Genomic DNA, 20,535 nt, shown 5'->3' on the forward strand with positions numbered 1-20,535 from the left:
CTCTCACGCCCTCCGACACGCCCTCCAACCTGCACGAGCCCGGCGCCGAACCGCCGCGCGAACCCGGCGAACCCGCTGTTCCCGCCGTGCCTGCCGACCCCGCCGTGCCTGCCGACCCCGCAGTCCCTGCCGGACCCGTCGCGGCGCCCGCGGCCGGGCGCCGCCGGGACCTCGCCGCCGCCGGCGCCGGACTCGTGCTCTTCGCGGTCGTCGCCGTCGTCGGCACCCGGATCGAGCACCGTACCGGCAAGCTGCACGCGCCCTGGCCGCCGCTGCTCGCCACCTGGGACCCGCACGTCGGCCCCGGCACCCCCGCCGCCGTCGCGGTCGCCGTCCTGGCGGTCGGCTACGGGCCCCGGCTCGCCGAGCGGCTGCCGTGGCGGGCGCTGCCGTGGGCCGCGTGGGCGGCCGCCATGGCCTGGACGTGGTCGCTCGCGCTCGTGGACGGGTGGCGGCGCGGTGTGGCGAACCGGCTCACCACCCGCAACGAGTACCTCGTCGAGGTGCCGCGCTTCCGCCACGCGGGCGCCACGCTGCGGGACTTCACCCACCACATCCTCATCGGCTCGCCCGGCAACTGGAACGCGCACGTCGCCGGGCACCCGGCCGCCGCGGTGATGACCTTCGTCGGTCTTGACCGGATCGGGCTGGGCGGCGGCGCGTGGGCGGGCGCGTTCGTCATCACCACGGGCGCGTCGGTGGCCGCCGCCGTCCTGGTCGCCCTGCGCGCGCTCGGCACGGAGCGCGCCGCGCGGACCGCCGCGCCCTTCCTCGTCCTCACCCCAGGGGCGGTGTGGGTCGGCGCCTCCGCGGACGGCTACTTCGCCGCCGTCGCCGCCTGGGCGCTGGCGCTGTCGGCGCTCGCCGCCACCGCCGGATCGCGGTCCCGGCGGGCCGCCGCCGCGCTCGGCAGCGGGCTGCTGCTCGGGCTCGCGCTCTACCTCTCCTACGGGCTGACCCTGCTGGTCGTGCCGGTCGTCGCCCTGCTCTGGTCCACCCGCACCCTGCGGCCCCTCCCGCTGCTCCTGCTCGGCGCCCTCGTCGTGCCGGTCTGCTTCACCCTGGCCGGCTTCGACTGGTGGGACGCCTACCGCCTGCTCAAGATCCGCTACTACCAGGGGGCGGGCGGTGACCGGCCGTACTCCTACTGGCTCTTCGGCGACCTCGGCACCGTTCTCGCGGCCGCCGGCCTCGCCTCCTTCGCGGGCCTGCGCCGCGCGCTCGCCGCCGGTCCGGGCGCGCTGCGCGCCCCGCGCCGCCCCTCCGAGCCCGCACGGCCCTCTGGGCTCGCCGGGCTCGGTCGGCTCACCGGCTTCTCCCGGACTTCCGGGTTCTCCGGGCCCTCCCGGCTCGACCCGGTCCTCCTCCTGCCCTGCGCCATGCTGCTCGCGCTCCTCGCCGCCGACCTCTCCGGCATGAGCAAGGCGGAGACCGAGCGGATCTGGCTGCCCTTCACCCTCTGGCTGCCCGCCACCGCGGCGCTCCTCCCCGCCCCCGACCGCCGTGCCTGGCTCGCCGCCCAGGCCGTCCTGGCCCTCCTGCTCAACCATCTCCTCCTCACCTACTGGTGAGGGTCAGCGGCCCTTCGGTCAGCGGCCCTTCGGTCAGCGGCCCTTCGATCCGCCGTCCTCCGGTCAGGCGCCGTCCCCCGGTCCGCCGTCCTGATCGTCCGCCTCGCGCGACAGCTCGCGTGCCGCTCGGAGGACCTTCGCCAGGCCGCTGAGGAGGGCTTCGCGTTCGGCCCCGGTGAGGTCGGCGGTGACTTTCTCCTCGATCAACCGCCTTTCCGCTTCCACCGGTTCACGCAGCGCGCGCCCCGCGTCGGTGAGCCAGAGGCGGACGAGGCGGTTGTCGCGGTCGTCACGGCGACGGGTGAGCAGCCCGGCGGCGGTCATCCGGTCGGCCATCTTGACGACGGTGGGTGTCGTGACGTTGAGCGCTGCGGCGACCTCGCCGGGCGTACGGCCGTCCCGCTCCCACAACGCGGCGAGCAGGTGGTTCTGGCCGACGTGCAGCCCATGGCGCCGCATGGCCGCGTCGGCCAGGGCCCGGAGCGCCTTCGACGTACGGCCGTGCAGGTCCAGGAACTCCGACATCGCGGCCCTTCGGTGGGGTGCGGGAGCCAACGCCCGCCGCACACAGATCAGTTGACGGCTAATCATTCACCGGCTAACGTCTTTCTGAATTCGCTAGACGGCAAACGACTTTGGGGAGCCACGATGATACTGGTCACCGGTGCCACCGGGAACATCGGCCGGGCGCTCGTCCGTGAACTCGACGCGAGGGAAGCGGAGCTGCGCATCCTTGTCCGCGACCCCGCGCGCGCCGCCGGACTGCCCGAGCGGGCCGGGCGCGCGGTCGGCGACCTGGGCGAACCCGCCACGCTGGCCCCCGCGTTCGCCGGCGTCGACCGGCTCTTCCTGCTCACCCAGGGCATCGGCACCGACTACACCGCCGCGGCCCTCGCCGCCGCTGAGGCCGCCGGGGTGCGCCACATCGTGCACCTGTCCTCGTTCCACGTCGGCTTCGATCCGATGCCCGCCATGGGGCGCTGGCACCACGAGCGCGAGCTGCTCGTCCGCGCCTGCGGCATCCCCGCCACCTTCCTGCGCCCCGGCGGCTTCATGACCAACGCGCTCGACTGGCTCCCCACCCTCCGTGCCGGCAACTACGTCCTGGACCCGATCGGCCCGGGCCGCCACGCGCCGATCGACCCCGCGGACATCGCCGAGGTCGCCGCCCTCGCCCTGACCGAAGCCGGCCACCAGGGCCGGGAGTACGCCCTCACCGGCGACGAGACCTTCACCGTCGCCGAGCAGGTCCAGGTCATCTCCCGTACGGTCGGCCGCGCCATCGAGGTCCGCGCCGCCGCCACCCCGGCCGAGGCCGTACGGTCCCGCTTCCCGCACGGGGCGCCCCCGGCGCTGGCCGACGCCGTCACCGAGAGCCTCGCCCTCATGCGGGCCGACACCGTCGGGTTCCGTACGGACACCGTCCAGCGACTGCTCGGACGCCGCCCCCGCACCTTCGCCGACTGGTGCGCACGTCACGCCGACGCGTTCCGCACCGCCCCCGCCCCGGCCTGACCCGGACCCCGGTCCAGGCCGCAACGGCGGGTCCGGGCAGGCGATTCGTGCGGGGGTGGGGCAGCCGATAAGGTGCCAGGTCACGGCCGGGCAGCCGGGCCCGCGCCGACGGGTCAGGAGGAACGCGTGGCACAGATCATCGCCGAGGTCTCAAGGACGTTCAACGAGTTCCTGCTGCTGCCGAACCGGACCCGGACCGACTGCTCGCCCGCGACGGTCGACCTGTCCACGCCGCTGGTGCGGCATCGCGTGGGGGAGCGGTCGGCGATCGAACTGGGGTCCCCGTTCACGTCCGCGATCATGCAGGCGGTCAGCACCCCCGAGCTCGCGATCGCGCTCGCCCGCAACGGCGGGCTGAGCTTCCTGCACCACAACCAGTCGATCCAGGACCAGGCCGCGGCGGTCCGTCAGGTGAAGAACTTCAAGGCCGGGTTCGTCACCAGCGACACCAACGTCCGCCCGGACGACAGCCTGAGCCACCTGGTCGCCATCATGCACCGCACCGGGCACAGCACCGCCGCGGTCACCGACGACGGCACCGCCACCGGCCGGCTGCTCGGGCTGGTGACCCCCCGCGACTTCCACCCGCAGCGGCACGACCTCGACGGGCCGGTGAGCGGTCGGATGACCGCCATCGCCGAACTGCCGCACGCCGCCGCCGACATCACGCTCTCCGAGGCCAACGCCCGGCTGTGGGACCAGCGGCTGGACTGCCTGCCGGTGCTGGACGACGAGGGCCGGCTGCAACACCTGGTGTTCCGGTCGGACTACGCCGACAACAAGCGCTTCCCGCACCAGGCCGTGGACTCCGCCAAGCGGCTGCGGGTGGGCGCGGGCATCAACACCCACGACTACCAGGAGCGCGTCCCCGCGCTGCTCGAAGCGGGCGCCGACGCGCTGTGCTTCGACTCCTCCGACGGCTTCAGCGACTGGCAGGCGCAGGCCCTGACCTGGGTGAAGAAGCACTACCCGGAGATCCCGACCGGCGGCGGCAACGTGGTCGACGGCGAAGCCTTCACCTTCCTCGCCGAGGCCGGCGCGGACTTCGTCAAGGTCGGTGTGGGCGGCGGCTCGATCTGCATCACCCGCGACCAGAAGGGCATCGGACGCGGCCAGGCAAGCGCGGTGCTGGACGTCGCCGCGGCCCGCGACGCCTTCCGCGACCGCACCGGCGCGTACGTGCCGATCTGCTCCGACGGCGGACTCGTGCACGACTACCACGTGGCCCTGGCGCTGGCGATGGGCGCGGACTTCGTCATGATGGGACGCTACTTCGCCCGCTTCGACCAGGCCGCCGGCGCGAAACTCCCCACCCGTGACGGCTTCGTGAAGGAGTACTGGGGCGAGGGCTCGAACCGGGCCCGCAACTGGCAGCGCTACGGCCAGGGCGGCGAGGGGCTGATCTTCGAGGAAGGCGTCGACGGCTACGTCCCCTACGCCGGCGACCTCGACGAAGGGCTCGCCCTGACCATCGCCAAACTCAAGACGACCATGGTCTCCTGCGGCTCCGCCACGCTGCCGGAGTTCCAGTCCACGGCCCGGCTCACCCTGGTCTCCGACCAGAGCTTCCAGGAGAGCCACGCCAGCGTCACCCTGCGGGACACCCCGGCGACCATCGCCTGAGCGGTAGCGAGGAGCCCCGGACCGCGGGGCGTTCGGGCATTCGGCGCGCGTCAGGTGCTCGCGGGTCGGCTGAACGCCCGCCGGGTGTACGGGAGAAGGGCACACAGGGCGGGCGGAGGGGCCGGGCGCCAGACGAGGGAGAGATGGGTGGGGGCGGCGGCGCCGTCGAGGGGGTGGGCGACCAGCCGGTCGCGATAGCGCTCGGCCATGGACGCGCTGAGCACCCCCACCCCGAGCCCGCGCGCGGCGAGGTCCGCGATCGCGTCGGCCGCGCTCGCCTGGAAGGCGATCACCGGGTGCAGCCCGCCCGCCGCGCACGCCCGGTCGAAGACGGTCCGCAGCCCGGTCCCGGGCGGCATGCAGATGATCGGGTACGCGGTGACGTCGCGCAGCGCGAGCCGCCGCCGCCCGGCCAGCGGGTGGTCGGGCGGTACGGCGGCGACCAGCCGCTCGCTGATGAGGGTGAGCGCCTCCAACCCGTCGGGCGCGGCGCTCGCCGTCCCCACCAGCGCGAGGTCGAGCGCGCCGGACCGCACCTGCTCGACCAGCCGCTCGGAGTTCTCCTCCAGCAGCGCGATCTCGACGCCCGGGTGCGCGCGATGGAAACCGGCGAGCGCGTCGAACAGCGGGGTGAGGGTGCAGCCGATGACCATCCCCACCGCGAGCCGCCCGCGGATCACCTCCGTGACCTCGCCGACGGCCTGCGTCACGGCGCCGACGGCCGCGAGGGCGGCCCGCGCGTGTGCGAGCGCGGCCTTGCCCGCGACCGTGAGCGTCACGGCGCGCGCCGAACGGTCGAACAGCTCCGCGCCCAACTCCTGCTCCAGGCGGCGGACCTGCGCGCTCACCCCGGACTGGCTGATGTGGACACGCTCGGCGGCCCGCGTGAAGTTCTGCTCCTCCGCGACCGCGACGAAGTACTCCAGCTGCCTCAGGTCCATGACTGCTGATTCTAGCTCGCATCACCACCATGTGTTGGACTTCTGGCCGTGGCCGGACCACGCTGGGAGGTGGACACGGAAGCGGAACCACCACGCAGCAGCCGTACGAGAGGAGAACGCCATGCCCCAGTACGCCAAGGCCATGCACCCCGAGGACATCACCCGCCTGTTCGTCGAACGGTCCAACGCCGGTGACGCGGACGGGGTCGCCGCCCTCTACGCGCAGGACGCGGTGCTGGCGTACCCGCCCGGCGGGCAGACCGTCGGACGCGAGGCGATCAGGGCGCTCTGGGCGAAGGTGCTGGCGAACCGGCCGCACTTCGCGCCCGAGGAGCCGCTGCCGACGCTCGTCAACGGGGATGTCGCGCTCACCTCCACGGCTCCCCGGGACGGGGCCGGCGCCCGCGCCCAGGTGGTCCGGCGCCAGCCCGACGGCAGCTGGCTCCGTATCCTCGACCAGCCCGAGTTCGTCACCCCGGAGGTCTGACGGGGACGGGCGGCGGGCGGTCGGGATCGGCCACTCGACCGGCGGCCTGGTGGTGACCGCGCTCGCCGACGAACGGCCCGGCCTGGTGGCCGCGTTGGCGCTGATCGACACCGGGCCACGGCTCGACGCGTTCATCCCGGACGGGCGCGCGGGGCGGCTGGTGCTCGCTCCGGTCCTCGGCCGCTCCTGTGGCGGGCCCGCACCGACGGTCTGATCCGCCGCGCGCTGAGCGCGGGGCTTCAGCCGCCCCGGCTACGCGATCCCGCGGCAGATCGTGGACGACGCGCGGGCCATGACCCTGCACGGGACGGTCGCGACCGGGCGGGGCGCCGAGGAGTTCCTGCGGCGGCGCGCGGTCCCGGCGAGACCGGCGGCCCTGGCGAAGCCGCTGCTGGTGCTCTTCGGCGAGCAGGACCACCGCTGGCGGCCGTCTTCCGCCGCCGACTGCACGGCAGTTCCGGGCGCTCGGGTCGAACTGCTGCCCGGCCTCGGCCACTCACCGATGCTGGAGGACCCGCAGCGGACCCTCTCCCGCCTGCTGCCCTTCCTCGCCGCCCACGCTCCGAGCCCGAACTAGCCTTTCCCGCCAGGGGCGTTGCGGGCCGGCGGGTGGTCGGGCCAGGTGACCGCGTACGCCGGGTCGCGGCCCGTGCCGGCGCGGACCCAGCGGAGCAGTTCACGGACGATGCCCGCGTTGCCCATCGCCCATCCGGTCAGCGGTTCGAGCACGCTCGGAGTGGCCCGGTGCTCGACGTTCGACCAGCGGGCGCCGCCCGCGTCCACGGTCGCCCGGGAGACCAGGTCCGCGACGAGCACGTCCGCGAACGCGAGCCCCGTGCCTTCCTCGACGTGCCGGTCGCAGGCGAGCGCCAGCACCCCCGCCGTCCCGCAGCAGCGGCCGCTGTTGTCCCAGAAGCCGGGCCGTGACCGCTCGGGCAGGCCGGAGCGGGTGACGGTGGACCAGCACCGGTCGGCGAGCGCCGACCACGCCGGGTCGCCGAGGACCTCCCGCAGCAGGCGGAAGACCTGCGCGTCGCCGGCCGGGCCCTGGCACCAGCCGTAGCTGTACCGCTCGATACGGTCCGGCTGGTCCTGCGGGTCGGAGTGCGGGACCAGGAAGCCCTCCGGGCCGGCCTCGTTTCGGGCCACGACGTCCGAGGCGCCGGCTGCCGCGAGTTCGACCAGGTCGGGGCGGTTCGCGGCCCGGCCGACGGAGGCCAGGGCGTGGACGACGCCCAGCGTGCCGTGCGAGAGGTGGTGCTGCCGGGCGGCCCTTCCGACCCGCGTCTCCCAGTGGACGCCGGCCGGGGTCGGTTCCGCCGTGCGCAGGTAGGGCGTCACCGCGAGCACGGCCAGTTCGACGTCACCCGTCGCCAGCGCGCCGAGGGCGATTCCGGCGTTGCCGCCGAGCAGGTCGAACTGCGGTCCCCAGCGCGTCCCGTCGAACCGGGCGCGCACCCGGTCCAGGGCGCGGTCGGCGGCGGCGCCCGCGGCCGCGTCGCCCAGCACGTCGTGGACGGCGCGCAGCGCGACGGCCATCCCGGTCAGGCCGAAGTACAGCGAGCTGAGCTCCCACTCCCCGACCGCGGCGGCGATGCTGCGGGCACCGCGCACGGCGGCGTCGCCGTAACGGTCGTCGAGAAAGTGCCCGCGCGCATCCAGGAGGGCCAGCACGATGCCCGAAGTGCCGCTGTACAGGGTGGGGTTGAGCTCGTCGTCACTGGGCCTGGTGGTCCAGGCCAGACCCCCGCCGGGGCCTCCGTCCGGGTCCGTACCCGGACCTCCGCCCGGGTCCCCGCCCGCGGTACTTCGCGAGCACCCCAGGAGCCAGTCGAGCGCCCCGGTCGCCAGAGCCTCGGCGTCATCCGGTCGAGTCGTCGCCACGGCACCAACCGTACCGGCGGGTACGCTCCGCATCGACAGGTTGACGTGTCGACCGAGGAGGAGCCCCATGCCGCTCATGCCCGACGGGTGGGAGGAGGGGCTGCTGCCCCGCCTCACCGAGCTGTACAAGGACCTGCACGCGCACCCGGAACTGTCCTTCCAGGAGCGGCGGACCGCGGCAAAGGCGGCGGAGCTGCTCGCGGCCGCGGGGTACGACGTGACGACGGGTGTCGGGGGCACCGGGGTGGTCGGGGTGCTGGCCAACGGCCCGGGGCCGACGGTGATGCTGCGCGCCGACATGGACGCGCTGCCGGTGCGGGAGGAGACCGGCCTGCCGTACGCGAGCACGGTACGGGCGCGGGCCGAGGACGGCGAGCAGGTGCCGGTGATGCACGCGTGCGGCCACGACATGCACACCGCGTGCCTGGCGGGCGCGGCGACGGTGCTGGCCGGGGCGAGGGCGGAGTGGTCCGGCACGCTGCTGGTGGTGTTCCAGCCCGCCGAGGAGCGGATGCGCGGCGCGCAGGCGATGGTCGAGGACGGCCTGTTCGAGCGGTTCCCGCGCCCCGACATCGTGCTCGGCCAGCACGTCGGCCCGCTGCCGGCCGGGTGGATCGGCTACCGCGAGGGCACGGTGATGGCCGGCGCCGACACCGCCGTCATCCGGCTGTTCGGCCGGGGCGGCCACGGCGCCCGGCCCGAGAGCACCGTGGACCCGGTGGTGATGGCCGCCGCGACCGTGCTGCGGCTGCAGGGGATCGTCGCCCGCGAGGTGCCGCCGCAGGAGTCCGCGGTGGTCACGGTGGGCCGGCTCCAGGCGGGCAGCAAGGAGAACGTCATCCCCGACACCGCGGAACTGGGCATCAGCCTGCGGTCGTACAACGACGAGATCAGGCGGCTGCTGCGGACGGCGGTGGAGCGGGTCGCGCGCGGGGAGTCGCTGGCCGGCGGCGCCACCCGGGACCCCGAGATCACCTGGGACACCCCGGCGCCGGTGCTGGTCAGCGACCCGGAGGCGACCCGCGCGGTGGTGGCCGACCTGGCCGGGCACTTCGGCGCCGACCGGATGCTGCCGATGCCGCTGGTCACCGCGAGCGAGGACGTCGGCCGGTTCGGTACGGCCGCGCGGGTGCCGACGGTCTTCTGGTTCTGGGGCGGCCTGGAGACCCAGAGGGTGCTGGACGCGCTGGCCGACGGCACCTTCGACCAGTTGCCCGGCAACCACTCCCCGCGCTTCGCGCCGCTGATCGACCCCACCCTCGGCGCGGGTGTCGAGGCGCTGACCGTGGCCGCCCTCGGCCGCTTCGCCGCCGCGAAGCCCTGACCGGGACGGGCAGTTGCCGGGGATCGGGCATCGCGGCCGTGGTGTCCGGCCCGGCCGATAGGCTGCGCGGGTGAACTCCGGACAAGCCACCTTCAGCAGTGCGGTCGCCGACTTCGAGGCAGCCGTGCGGGCCCGCGACTCCCAGGCGTCGGGAGACGCGTTCGGGCTGCTCCAGCAGACCTTCCACGACGCCGACGACGCCGAACTGGCCGCCGTGGCACCCCGGTTGGCGACGCTTCTGCCCGAAGTGCCGCCGGGGCCGCGGTCGGTGGTCGCGGTCGTGATCGGCGCGGCCGTGGAGCGCGGCGCCGACCCGCTCGCCTGCGCGCCGACCGTGCTGGCCGGGGTCGGCGAAGCCCTCGCCGGCGCCGAGGAGTTCACCACCCGGTGGGCGGCCACCGGCGGCGGCGACCTGCCCGACCCGGAGCACTCCGACCCCGAGGACGCCGTCTTCGACCGGGTCGGCCAGCCCGCCACCGAGGCGTGGTGGACGCTGCCGCAGTGGGAGATGGCCGCGGTCGCGGTCCTCAACCACAAGCCGGTCCGGCTCGCCCTGCCCGACCGCGCCGCGCTGATCGACGCCGCCGAGCGGGTCGGCGACGCCACCGGCGGCGGCCTGAAGTACCTGCGGTACATGCTCGCCGTCCTGGACGACGAACCGCTGGTGGTGCTGCACCGCGAGAGCGGCACCGGCTACCGGGTCCGGATCAGCGGCCTCGGCGACAACTTCCAGCTGCACACGCTGCTGGCCGGCGAACTCGTCGGCGGCGGCCACGTCCCTGGCACCGCGCCGAGCGACCTGGCCGTGGCCGTCTGCCGCGCCGGGACCGGCGACACCGACACCACCGGCTCGTTCAACCTGGTGGCTCCTGACGGCACCTGGATCTGGAACGAGGGCATCCCCGCCGACATCCCCGTCGTCGACGGCGTGCGCCTCCTCGTCCTCGACCCCCCGCCGTACGAACGCGCCTGGCCGGCCGGCCGCCTCTTCTCCAACATGCCGGGCGACCTCGTCCTCGAAGCCGCCCTTCCCGCCTCGGAAGCGGCCGAGTGGCTCGCCAGGACCGCCCCGGCCAAGGACGTGTGACCGCGCGTTCCGGGGCGCTTTGCGCCTGTCGGGCGAATCGGCCGCCCGCGCGGCGTCGGGGGCCCCGCGGGGCCGCCATACTGGGGGCCAGGCAGGGTCCGGTACGGTTCTCCGCCCGGCGACGGCGTGGAGGACCGCCGCCGCACGGGTGGCGCGGGGCGGAACGGAAAAAGGGGACTGGGACAGGAGTGAGGCCGGTGCAGCGCATCAACTTCGACGATCCGGACGTCGGCAAGGACGAGGATCTGCGCGTCGTGTATCGGAACGAGCTGTACACCGGAGAGGTGGAGGAGTTCGCCGGCGAGGCCCGGGTCGCGCTCAGCACGTACCGCGAGGGGGTGCCCGACGGCCCGACCGTCGAGTGGTACCCGGACGGCACCCTCCGCTCGAAGGGCTCGCTGCGGATGGGCCAGGTGGTCGGCGAGTTCAAGGACTGGCACCCCAACGGCGTGCTCGCCGTGAGCCGGGTCTTCGACGAGCGCACCACCCTCCTCGAACACTACGAGTGGGACCGCGACGGCCTGCCCACCATGACCTGGCGCATCGCCGACCAGGCGACGGAGCACTCCGCCTGGTAGCGGCCCCGGGAACGCACGAGCGGTGCCGGTCGGGTTCGACCGGCACCGCTGCTGTGTGCGCGAGGCGGCTGCCTACTGGACGGTGACCGCCACGTCCGCGTCCTTCGCGGGGGTGCCCGTCGGGTCCTTGGCGCTCGCCGTGAGGGTGTGCGGGCCGGCGGTGAGGGCCTGGGCCTGGGACGGGGTGCAGGTCCAGGTGCCGTCGTCGGCCGCTGTGGCGGCGCAGACGGGCGTGGAGTCCTCGGCGGTGACGGTGACCTGGGCGTCGGGCTCGCTGGTGCCGGCCAGCGCCGGGGTGGCGCTGACGGTCGCGCCCGGCGCGGGGGAGGTGAGGGTGACCGGCGGGGCGAAGGCGGCGGTGTCGGGCACCCCGTCGCCGGTGATCTTCACCGCGACGCTGTGCACGGTGACCTGCCCGCCGCCGTTGCGCAGCCGGAAGTCGGCGGCGGAGTGCTGCTGCCCGCCGAAGTAGGCGTCCGCCACGGTCACCGTCGCGGTCTTCCAGGTGTTGCTGCCGGTGAGGGCGATGGCGGGCGCGGACTTGTAGGGGTTGGCGGTGCCGTCGTCGTACTGCACGTTGAACGAGCCGGCGCCCTGGTCGTAGTAGGAGACGGTGAACTCGGCGGTGTAGAAGCCGGCGTGGGCGACGGTGTCGTCGATGTCGAAGTAGATGTTGGAGTCGGTGCTGGTGCGGGCGGACAGCCCGTCGACGACCGCGGCGGTGGTCGGGCCGTCGAAGCCGCCGGAGGGGGTCTCGTCCTCGCTCATCCCGTAGGCGTGGTTGGTGGCGCCGACCACCGCGCCGACCACGGCGGTGCCGGGGGGCAGGTCGGAGGCGTCGAAGCCGACCGCGGCCGAGGCGTCGCCGGTCAGCCCGGTCGGGTCGGTGACCGTCGCGGTGGCGGTCTGCCGCCCGGCGGTGAGCCCGCCGTCGGGGGCGCAGCTCCACGCGCCGCCCGCGTCGGCGGTGCCGGTGCACAGCGTGCGGTCGCCCTCGTGCACCGTCACGGTGCCGTTCGGGACGGCCGTGCCTGCGAGCGCGGCGTCGAGCTTCACGGTGCCGCCGTCGCGCGGGGTGGTGATCGCGGGCGCCGGCGGGAAGGCGCGCCGGTCCGGCACCCACTCGCCGGTGACGGCAACGGCCGCGCTGTGCACGGTGATCGGGGTGGCCGAGTGCAGCCGCAGGTCGGCGCCGGCGCTTTGCAGCCCGCCGAAGTAGGCGCCGGAGAGCGTGAATTCGGCCGTCTTCCAGGTCTTGGTGTCGTGCAGCGCCACGGTGGTGGCCGCCTGCTGGTAGGGGTGGCGGGGGCCGGCGTCGTACTGGAGCGCGAGCGTGCCGGTGCCGGCGTCGTAGTAGGAGACCGTCACCTTCGCGTCGTACGTCGCGGTGGCGGCGGTGTCGTCGGCGATGCCGAAGTAGAGGTCGCTGCCGGTGGAGTTGGTGCCGGTGCCGGTGGTGCGCGCGGTCAGGCCGGCGACGGTGCCGGCGGTGGTGGTGGCGCCGGCCGAGCCGGTGTAGTCGAGCTGGGTCAGCCCGAAGGAGGCGTTGCTGTCGCCGAGCACGGTGCCGACGGTGGACGTGCCGGAGGTGGTGGCGTGGTCGAGGCCGATCTGCACGCCGCCGAGGTGGCGTGCCGCGGTCGGGGCGCTGCCGGTGACCGGACGGTACGGCAGGGCCGTGGTGGGCGCGGCGACCTGCTGGACGAGGTAGGAACCGCCCTTGCGGACCGGCACGTCGAGCAAAGCGGCGGTGCCGGCCTTGACCACGGTGCGGCCGGTGCGGCCGTCCACGACCTCGACCCGCTGACCGGGCCAGGGGTTCTTCACCTTCAGGGTGCCGGTGCTGCCCGCCTCGATCGCGGCGGTGACCAGCTTGCCGTCCTGCACCTGCACGTCGGCCTTGTTCTGGTGCTGGAGGTAGACGCTGCCGCTGCCGTCCCAGTCGCTCGGCCAGGCCGGTGCGAAGCGGACGATGCCGTCGTAGTCCTGCGCGAGCGCTTCGTCGACCGCGGTCGCGACGCCCGACTCCTGCTCGATGTACGGCTGGTAGCCGACGCTGTTGCCGAGGTCGGCGAAGCCGTTCGGGTAGACCTGGTGTCCCTCGGTGATGGAAACGAGGTCGGCGCGCACCTCGGCGGGGTCCTGGAGCCGGGCCGCGTCGATCGCGTCCATCGACCAGTCGTTGCCGCCCTTGTTGGGCCGGTGGTCGTACGAACGCTGCTCCAGCGCGAAGAGGTCGGTGTCCTGGTCGCTGACCGTGTTCCACGGCCACAGCGGCTCAAGCTCGATGTTCTCGCCGTTGCGGCGCTGGGCGGCGGGCTCGTAGGAGATCGCGATCATGTCGGTCCCGGTGGCGTCCGCGGCCTGCGTCTGCGCCTGCGAGTAGTCCGGGTTGAGCAGTTGGGTCCGGGTGGCCTGGTCGGTGCGCGGGTACGGCGGGATCTGCGTCTCGGCCTTGGCGACCTGCTGGAGCAGTGCCGCGTCGGTGGTCTTCGCGGTGCCGAGCGCCTGCGCCGCCTGCGTGATGATCGGGAACAGGGTCCGGTCGACGGCGATGTCGGTGGTCGGGTCCTGCACCGCCCACTGCGTCTCGTGCGCGTTGGCGTCGGCGTGCAGCAGCCCGTCCTTGCCGACGGTCTGGTAGGCCAGTTGGAAGGCGAGCGTGGACTTCATGAAGGGGAAGTACTTCTTCAGCGCGGCCTTGTCGCCGGTGGCCTGGTACTGCTCCCACATGTACAGCGCGACCTCGGGGCCGCTGGAGATGTCCAGCGCGTTCCAGTTCGGCGAACTGGCCTCGCTGCAGGACGCGTTGGCGCCGGGCGTCAGGTCGCCGCCGTTGCCGTTGAAGCGCATCGTCTCCGGTACGCAGGAGCCCGGCAGGCCGCCCATCGCGGTCTTCGTCCACGCCTCGATCTGCGGGGTGTCGTCGGCGTACATGTCGAAGATCGGCGTGTTCAGGGCGTAGTTGCCCGACGACATGTTCGCCGAGATCTGGGTGCGCAGGTTCCACAGCCAGTACGCGGACGGGGTCCAGGTCTGCTTGTCCTTGTCCCACGCGAACATGTCGGCCTCGCCGGCCTGGCTGCCCGGGAGGATGCCCTTCTTCATCGACGCCGCCTCCTCGTAGAGGTACAGCGTGCGCAGGTTCTCGATGTAGGCGGCGCTGCCGTCGGCGGAGTCCATCTCGACCAGGCCCGAGTGCGTCCAGTAGCCGTCCCACCAGCGGTCCTGGGCGGCGAGCAGGGACGTCTCGCGGGCGGTCGCGTCGCCGCCGATCACCGCGGCGGCGGTCGTCGCGGGCGTGCGGGTGGCGGTGCCGCCGGCCCAGCCGGGGGCGGCGACCACGACGCGGAAGGTGCCGTCGGCGTTCGGCTTGAAACTCGTGCTGATCCGGGTCGGGCCCGCCACGGTGGTGCTCACCTGGCGGCCGCCGGCGGTGAGCGCGGCGAGGGTGCCGAAGGTCTTGCCGCTGCCGCCCGAGCCGCCGTCCACCCAGGTCTCGGCGAGGGTGCCGGTGCGGCCGGTGACGGCCGCGGCCGGCTTGCGGGGCGACCACAGGTCGATCGAGGCGGTCTGGGCGATCGACGGGTCGGCGCCGGAGACGTCGACGACCAGTTCGTCCTTGCCGGCGGCCACCCATGCCTTCAGCGACATGCCGCCGCCGGACTCGCGCAACACGCCGTCGCTGACGTCGAGCCGGCCGTGGAAGTCGGCGGCGTGCGAGATCACCGACAGGCCGGGGATGGTGAGCTGCCCGGGCGACTTGCGGTCCGGCATGGTGTCGGACCGGTTCAGCTGCGCGGTGAAGCCGTCGGCCGCCCAGGCCGCCACGCCCAGCGAGCCGTTGCCCAGCGGCATCGACGCGGTCGGGTCGGTGTCGGGGGAGCCGAGCACGATGTCGGAGCGGGACGCCACGCCGGTCGGGTCGAGGTGGAACGCGCCCTGCCGCCAGGCGGTGCCGGCCGCGGTCCCCTTTCCGGTGCCTGCCGTGGCTGCCGTGGCTGCCTGCGCGCCGGCCGCGCCGGCCAGCACGCTGCTCGCCAGCGCGGCGAGCAGCGCCGACCAGAGGGCGAGACCCCGCCGTGACGGAGCTCTTCGACTACGGGAGATGACCTGCACGTTGCCCTCCAGGGCTGCACGACGCTTGGTGAGCGTCCGGCTTGGGTTCGTTCCTCGGTGCTCCAGCAGTGCTCCGATGAATACGCCATCACCTAGGCGTAGTTGACGGGAGCCATCGCGCTCGCCTCGCGACGGTGCCCATGAACATCGGATGACTGCCGTTGTAGTCCATCGATGTCATCGCCGTAAAGACCTCGGTGCGCGCCGGATCGCACCATCCGGCCACCGGGTGGTGCCGTCGGGGCCGGCATTCCTGTCGCCGAGGCAAGTTGTATAGCCAACTTTGCCAAACTGCTGGTCGTCACTTGGCGGATGTTCACCCGGAGTTGGTGTCCGCTCGCTTCGATGAGCGGGCTGGGGGCTGCTGCCTCCGGTCCCGATCTCCGAGTGTTCACACCCGTGTAAGGAGCTTCATGGACCGCGATCCGATCACCCCGAGGCCCGAGTCCGAGCCTGGCGACGAATCCGCGACGGCCGGCGCCAGCCGCCGCCGGTTCCTCCAGGGCACCGGCGTCGCCGCGGGGACGCTGGTGCTCGGCGGGACCGCCGCGGCGGGCAGCGCCCAGGCCGCCGCGAAGCCGGCGGGGGCCCACGGCGCCGCGAAGCCGGCGCACGGAAAGCCGCACGGCTTCCACGGCGACATGTCCGACCTGAAGCACGTGGTGATCCTGATGCAGGAGAACCGGTCGCTCGACCACTACTTCGGCGCGTTCCCCGGCGTCCGCGGCTTCAACGACAAGCAGGCGCTGCGCTTCCAGGACGGCACCACCGTCTTCCAGCAGAAGGACGGCAACGGCAACCTCGTCACCCCGCAGGTCGACGACGGCGCCTGGGGCAACGACCACGGCGCCTGGGGCGACGTCGCCCACCGCACCTGGGACCAGTGGGTGCGGCACAACGGCGCCAGCTGCATGAACTACCACAGCGACGGCTACATGGGCTTCTACCACTCGGTCGCCGCCCAGTACACCATCGCCGACCAGTACTTCTGCTCCGAGTTCGGGCCGACCGACCCCAACCGGAAGTACCTGTGGAGCGGCACCGCCAACAGCGAGACGGGCAACGTCGACGAGTCGAACTACTCCCGTCCCTGGATCACGGTGGCCGAGCAGCTCCAGCAGGCCGGCATCGACTGGCGGCTGTTCTCCGACAACAGCGGCGACGGACGGCAGGGCTACATCAGCTCCTGGGTCGGCGACTACGGCGACAACGAGCTGAAGTACTTCAAGGGGTTCGACCCGGAGGGGCTGAACGCCGACGACCCGAAGCTGCGACCCGGCACCGGCCTGATCTGGCGCGGCAACGCCACGTACTACGCCGGTCATACCGCGCCGGACGACGACTCCGACCAGAACCTCGACGCGGTCCTGAAGAACTTCCACGACTCCTGCCGGCCCGGCGCGGAGCACCCGCTGCCGGCGGTCTCCTGGATCGTGGCGCCGTACGGCTGGTCCGAGCACCCGGGCGCGGACAGCCAGCACGGCGAGCGCTACGTCAAGAAGGTGCTCGCCAGCCTGCAGAGCAACCCCGACATCTGGAACCACACCCTCTTCATCCTCAACTACGACGAGAACGACGGGAAGTTCGACCACGTGCTGCCGCCGTGGCCCGAGGCGGGCACGGCGCGCGAGTACGTCGGCGACTACCCGCTCGGCTTCGGCGCGCGGGTGCCGATGCTGCTGGTCTCGCCGTGGACCCGCGGCGGGCACGTCGCCTCGGAGGTCTTCGACCACACCTCGACGATCACGTTCCTGGAGACCTGGGCGGCCCATCTGGGCAAGCCGTTCCGCAGCCCCAACATCAGCGACTGGCGGCGCTCGATCGCGGGCGACCTGACCAGCGCGCTCGACTTCGCCCACCCGCAGCCGGGGCCCGCCACCTTCCCGGACCCGCTCGCCGAGCAGCCGGTGTCGGTCGCCGCCGGCCACATGAAGCCGCGCCCGCTGAGCTTCCACCCGCACGCCACGGTCTCGGTGAACGCGGCGACGGGGAAGGTCACCGCCACGATGACCCTGACCGGCGGCCCCAAGGACAAGGCGCTGAGCTTCCAGGTCTTCCCCGACAGGTACCAGGCGTTCACCAGCACGCCGTTCACCGTCACCGCGCACAAGCCGCGCGAGTACACCTGGGACGCCAACGCCACCGGCGGCGAGTACGCGTTCTCGATCTACTCCAACGACGGCTTCGTGCGCTCCTTCGCCGGCCGGGTCGCGCCCGCAGGCAAGGGGCACGCCGCCCTTCCGCGGGTGGTGGTCGACCTGGTGAAGGGCGAGGCCCGGCGCGAGGCTCAGGTGAGGCTCACGTTGCACAACGACGGCACCGAGCCGGTGCGTTACACGCTCACCCCGCACGACTACCTCGGCCGCACCCAGCAGGTCACGGTGGCCCGCGGGAAGACGAAGGTCGTCAGCTGGCCGACCCAGGAGGGCTACTACGACGTGGTCGTCACCGCCGACGCCGACGCCGCCTGGACGCAGCGCTACGCCGGCCGGATCGCCACGACCACCGTGCCCAGGTAGGAACGCCGGCGGTACCCCAGCGGTACCCGGCAGGCCGTGGCCCGGCGCCACGGCCTGCCGACGACGTGGCGGGCGCGGGAGCCGCCGCGCGGCAGCCGATGTGCGGTGGCCGACGCGCGGCGGCCGGACGCGAGGGCACTTCGGTCCGATCCCTTGACTTCACCCGGGCACGGCAGTGTCATGTTCACGCGCTTGGTTCTGCTGACTTCTGATCAACTCTCCCCCTTATCCGAACGTTTCCCCACACGGCGGCCGCCGAAACGCTCACCTCTGCACCCTTTCGCCCCCATCCGAAAGGAACCCCCCATGCGCAGATACGCCCTGTTCGGCTCCCCGCTCCGGACGGTGGTCGCGGCCGTCGTCCTCGCGGTGCTCGCCGCCCTCGGCCTCGGCCCGGTCGCCGCGCCGGCCGGTGCCGCGACCGCCACCACCATCTCCGTCGACGGCACCAGCGGCGGCCGCACCTTCGACGGCATCGGCGCGATCAGCGGCGGAGGCGGCAACAGCCGGCTGCTGACCGACTACCCGGCCGCCCAGCAACAGCAGATCCTCGACTACCTCTTCAAGCCCGGCTACGGCGCCGACCTGCAGATCTTCAAGGTCGAGATCGGCGGCGACACCAACTCCACCGACGGCTCGGAGTCCAGCCACGAGCACACCAGCGGCGCCGTCGACTGCACCACCGGCTACGAGTGGTGGCTGATGGAGCAGGCCAAGGCCCGCAACCCCGCCATCAAGCTCTACGGCCTGGCCTGGGGCGCCCCCGGCTACCTCGGCGGCGGCAACTTCTGGTCCACCGACACCGTCAACTACCTGGTCGACTGGCTCGGTTGTGCCAAGTCCCACGGCCTGACCATCGACTACCTCGGCGGCTGGAACGAACGCGGCTACAACGTCGCCTGGTACGAGCAGTTGCGCGCGGCCCTCGACAGCAACGGCTACTCCGGCACCCGGATCGTCGGGGCCGACAGCGACTGGTCGGTGGCGAACGACGTCGCGTCCGACTCCGCCTTCGCCGCCAGCGTCTCCGTCATCGGCGCGCACTACCCGTGTGCGGGAGGCGACGGCGGCAGCGCCGACACCTGCCCCAGCACCAGCACCGCCGTGGGCACCGGCAAGCCGCTGTGGGCCAGCGAGAACGGCTCCCAGGACCGTGACTCCGGCGCGCCCGCGCTGATCCGCTCCTTCACCCGCGGCTACATCGACGGCAAGCTCACCGCCTACATCAACTGGCCGGTGGCCGCCGCCGTCTACCCGAACCTGCCGTACGACACCGACGGCCTGGTGCTCGCCAACCAGCCCTACTCCGGCGCCTACAGCGTCGGCAAGAACCTGTGGGCCACCGCCCAGATCACCCAGTTCACCTCGCCCGGCTGGAAGTTCGTGGACGCCGGCTCCGGCTACCTCGGCGGCAACGAGTCCAACGGCAGCTACGTCACCTTGAAGTCCGCGAGCGGCAGCGACTACTCCACGGTCATCGAGGCCACCACCGCCACCGCGGCGCAGACCGTCAACGTGCGGGTCTCCGGCGGCCTTTCCACCGGAGCGGTGCACGTGTGGGCGACGAACGTGAACAGCGCCACCTCCGGCGACAACCTCGTCCAGCAGTCCACCCTCACCCCGTCCGGCGGCGCCTACTCGCTCACCGTCCAGCCCGGCTACGTCTACACCCTGACCACCACCACCGGGCAGGGCAAGGGCACCGCCCAGGGGCCGGCCGCCAAGCCCCAACCGCTGCCGTACTCCGACGACTTCGACGGCGACCAGGCCGGCCAGCAGCCCGCCTACCTCGCCCAGCAGCAGGGCGCCTTCGAGGTCACCGGCTGCGCCGGCGGCCGCTCCGGCAACTGCGTCACCCAGCAGGCCGCGACCAAGCCGATCGAGTGGGACGGCGACTCCGCGCCCTACACCTTCGGCGGCGGACCCGGCTGGGCCGACTACACGGTGGCCGCCGACACGTTGATCCGGCAGCCCGGCGCGGTGCAACTCCTCGCCAGGGTCGGCAACCAGGCCGGCTTCAACCCGGCGAACATCGACGCCTACTACCTCCAGGTCTCCGACACCGGCGCCTGGTCGATCCTCCGCAACAGCTCCAGCGGCAGCAGGACCACCCTGGCCTCCGGCACCACCACCGCGCTGGGCACCGGCACCTGGCACCACCTCGCGCTGACCGTCAACGGCAGCACGCTCACCGCGGCCGTCGACGGGAACACCGTCGGATCGGCCAGCGACACCTCGTACGCCACCGGCATGGTGGGCCTGGGCACCAGCGGCTACCAGACCGACCAGTTCGACAACCTCACCGTCACCCCGGTCGGCAGCACCGGCACCGTCACCGGACACATCGTCTCCGGCGCCGGGGTCGACAAGTGCCTTGACGACAACACCGGTTCGTCCGACAACGGCACCGCGGTCCAGATCTACGACTGCAACACCAGCGGTGCCCAGAACTGGACCGTCCCCGCGCCCGGCGGCGCCGGCGCGGGCACCGTGCAGATCAACGGCAAGTGCCTGGACGCCACCGACAACGGCACCGCCAACGGCACCCTCGTGGAGCTGTGGGACTGCAACGGCGGCGGCAACCAGCAGTGGCTCCCGCAGATCGGCACCCTCTACAACCCGGTGTCCGGCAGGTGCCTGGACATCCCCAAGGGCGACACCACCAACGGCAACCAGCTCGAACTGTGGGACTGCAACGGCGGTTCCAACCAGCAGTGGCGGCTGCCGTCCTGACCGACCGGCGGTGAGCAGGCGGGGGGGGGGGGGGGGGGGGGGGGGGGGGGGGGGGGGGCCGCGCCCCCCCCCCCCCCCCCCCCCCCCCCCCCACCCCGCCCCCCCCCCCCCCCCGCGCGGCCGCCGCCCCCCGCCCCCCCCCCCCCCGACCGGG

At 73.3% G+C, this 20,535-nt stretch carries 15 protein-coding genes; 11 read left to right on the top strand and 4 right to left on the bottom strand.

Going from position 1 to position 20,535, the window contains the following annotated elements:
* The first annotated feature begins 104 nt into the window (after positions 1-104).
* Positions 105-1,571 (top strand): hypothetical protein, encoded by a 1,467-nt coding sequence (locus tag ACIPAE_RS30920; protein ID WP_402449745.1) that lies wholly within the window; start codon positions 105-107, stop codon positions 1,569-1,571.
* Between the two features lie 63 nt (positions 1,572-1,634).
* Here the strand turns inward: ACIPAE_RS30920 and ACIPAE_RS30925 are convergent, their stop codons facing one another.
* The gene (locus ACIPAE_RS30925; RefSeq protein ID WP_329371070.1) at positions 1,635-2,096 is read right to left on the bottom strand and encodes a MarR family winged helix-turn-helix transcriptional regulator; all 462 of its coding nucleotides are present in this window, start codon (positions 2,094-2,096) and stop codon (positions 1,635-1,637) included.
* Between the two features lie 123 nt (positions 2,097-2,219).
* On the opposite strand from ACIPAE_RS30925, the gene ACIPAE_RS30930 reads away from it, so the two are divergent.
* Both ACIPAE_RS30930 and ACIPAE_RS30935 read left to right on the top strand, forming a co-directional pair.
* Positions 2,220-3,086: an NAD(P)H-binding protein gene (locus ACIPAE_RS30930; protein WP_402449707.1), complete on the top strand. Its 867-nt coding sequence runs from the start codon at positions 2,220-2,222 to the stop codon at positions 3,084-3,086.
* A 126-nt stretch (positions 3,087-3,212) separates the two neighbouring features.
* Entirely contained in the window at positions 3,213-4,709 is a 1,497-nt protein-coding gene (locus tag ACIPAE_RS30935; RefSeq protein WP_402449709.1) for an IMP dehydrogenase, read from the top strand.
* A gap of 50 nt (positions 4,710-4,759) precedes the next feature.
* On the opposite strand, the gene ACIPAE_RS30940 is transcribed toward ACIPAE_RS30935, so the two are convergent.
* A complete protein-coding gene (locus ACIPAE_RS30940; RefSeq protein ID WP_366410635.1) occupies positions 4,760-5,650 on the bottom strand; it encodes a LysR family transcriptional regulator in 891 nt (296 codons plus the stop codon).
* Between the two features lie 121 nt (positions 5,651-5,771).
* Between ACIPAE_RS30940 and ACIPAE_RS30945 the strand changes: the two genes are divergently transcribed.
* The 3 genes from ACIPAE_RS30945 (at position 5,772) to ACIPAE_RS30955 (ending at position 6,714) form a co-directional block, all read left to right on the top strand.
* Positions 5,772-6,137: a YybH family protein gene (locus ACIPAE_RS30945; protein WP_402449712.1), complete on the top strand. Its 366-nt coding sequence runs from the start codon at positions 5,772-5,774 to the stop codon at positions 6,135-6,137.
* Positions 6,138-6,186: 49 nt separating this feature from the next.
* Entirely contained in the window at positions 6,187-6,351 is a 165-nt protein-coding gene (locus ACIPAE_RS30950) for a hypothetical protein (RefSeq protein ID WP_402449715.1), read from the top strand.
* A 78-nt stretch (positions 6,352-6,429) separates the two neighbouring features.
* Positions 6,430-6,714 carry an alpha/beta fold hydrolase gene (locus tag ACIPAE_RS30955; RefSeq protein WP_402449718.1) on the top strand — a complete coding sequence of 95 codons (285 nt, stop codon included), beginning with the start codon at positions 6,430-6,432 and terminating at the stop codon, positions 6,712-6,714.
* Here the strand turns inward: ACIPAE_RS30955 and ACIPAE_RS30960 are convergent.
* Entirely contained in the window at positions 6,711-8,021 is a 1,311-nt protein-coding gene (locus tag ACIPAE_RS30960) for a lanthionine synthetase LanC family protein (RefSeq protein WP_402449720.1), read from the bottom strand. The two genes, ACIPAE_RS30955 and ACIPAE_RS30960, sit on opposite strands and share 4 nt — an antisense overlap.
* Positions 8,022-8,088: 67 nt before the next feature.
* Here ACIPAE_RS30960 and ACIPAE_RS30965 point away from each other — a divergent pair, with 67 nt between their 5' ends.
* The 3 genes from ACIPAE_RS30965 to ACIPAE_RS30975 all read left to right on the top strand — a co-directional run bounded on the left by ACIPAE_RS30965 (position 8,089) and on the right by ACIPAE_RS30975 (position 11,010).
* Positions 8,089-9,345, top strand: a complete 1,257-nt coding sequence (locus tag ACIPAE_RS30965) for an amidohydrolase (protein WP_402449723.1) — start codon at positions 8,089-8,091, stop codon at positions 9,343-9,345.
* Between the two features lie 70 nt (positions 9,346-9,415).
* A complete protein-coding gene (locus tag ACIPAE_RS30970; protein ID WP_402449725.1) occupies positions 9,416-10,432 on the top strand; it encodes a hypothetical protein in 1,017 nt (338 codons plus the stop codon).
* 197 nt (positions 10,433-10,629) lie between these two features.
* Positions 10,630-11,010 (top strand): hypothetical protein, encoded by a 381-nt coding sequence (locus ACIPAE_RS30975; RefSeq protein ID WP_328462155.1) that lies wholly within the window; start codon positions 10,630-10,632, stop codon positions 11,008-11,010.
* A gap of 72 nt (positions 11,011-11,082) precedes the next feature.
* Here ACIPAE_RS30975 and ACIPAE_RS30980 read toward each other — a convergent pair whose 3' ends face one another.
* Positions 11,083-15,129: an Ig-like domain-containing protein gene (locus tag ACIPAE_RS30980; RefSeq protein WP_402449728.1), complete on the bottom strand. Its 4,047-nt coding sequence runs from the start codon at positions 15,127-15,129 to the stop codon at positions 11,083-11,085.
* Positions 15,130-15,542: 413 nt separating this feature from the next.
* Between ACIPAE_RS30980 and ACIPAE_RS30985 the strand changes: the two genes are divergently transcribed.
* A complete protein-coding gene (locus ACIPAE_RS30985) occupies positions 15,543-17,648 on the top strand; it encodes an alkaline phosphatase family protein (RefSeq protein WP_402449730.1) in 2,106 nt (701 codons plus the stop codon).
* Between the two features lie 306 nt (positions 17,649-17,954).
* Positions 17,955-20,381, top strand: a complete 2,427-nt coding sequence (locus ACIPAE_RS30990) for a ricin-type beta-trefoil lectin domain protein (RefSeq protein WP_329371093.1) — start codon at positions 17,955-17,957, stop codon at positions 20,379-20,381.
* Positions 20,382-20,535: the final 154 nt, after the last annotated feature.

Origin of the sequence: Streptomyces sp. NPDC087270 (assembly GCF_044744625.1) — a bacterium.
Classification (GTDB): Bacteria; Actinomycetota; Actinomycetes; order Streptomycetales; family Streptomycetaceae; genus Actinacidiphila.

Bases quoted from the DNA above. Each gene is read 5' to 3' on its own strand.
- ACIPAE_RS30925 (WP_329371070.1), bottom strand. From the start codon at position 2,096: ATGTCGGAGTTCCTGGACCTGCACGGCCGTACGTCGAAGGCGCTCCGG.
- ACIPAE_RS30930 (WP_402449707.1), top strand. From the start codon at position 2,220: ATGATACTGGTCACCGGTGCCACCGGGAACATCGGCCGGGCGCTCGTC.
- ACIPAE_RS30940 (WP_366410635.1), bottom strand. From the start codon at position 5,650: ATGGACCTGAGGCAGCTGGAGTACTTCGTCGCGGTCGCGGAGGAGCAG.
- ACIPAE_RS30945 (WP_402449712.1), top strand. From the start codon at position 5,772: ATGCCCCAGTACGCCAAGGCCATGCACCCCGAGGACATCACCCGCCTG.
- ACIPAE_RS30955 (WP_402449718.1), top strand. From the start codon at position 6,430: ATGACCCTGCACGGGACGGTCGCGACCGGGCGGGGCGCCGAGGAGTTC.
- ACIPAE_RS30965 (WP_402449723.1), top strand. From the start codon at position 8,089: ATGCCGCTCATGCCCGACGGGTGGGAGGAGGGGCTGCTGCCCCGCCTC.
- ACIPAE_RS30985 (WP_402449730.1), top strand. From the start codon at position 15,543: ATGGACCGCGATCCGATCACCCCGAGGCCCGAGTCCGAGCCTGGCGAC.
- ACIPAE_RS30990 (WP_329371093.1), top strand. From the start codon at position 17,955: ATGCGCAGATACGCCCTGTTCGGCTCCCCGCTCCGGACGGTGGTCGCG.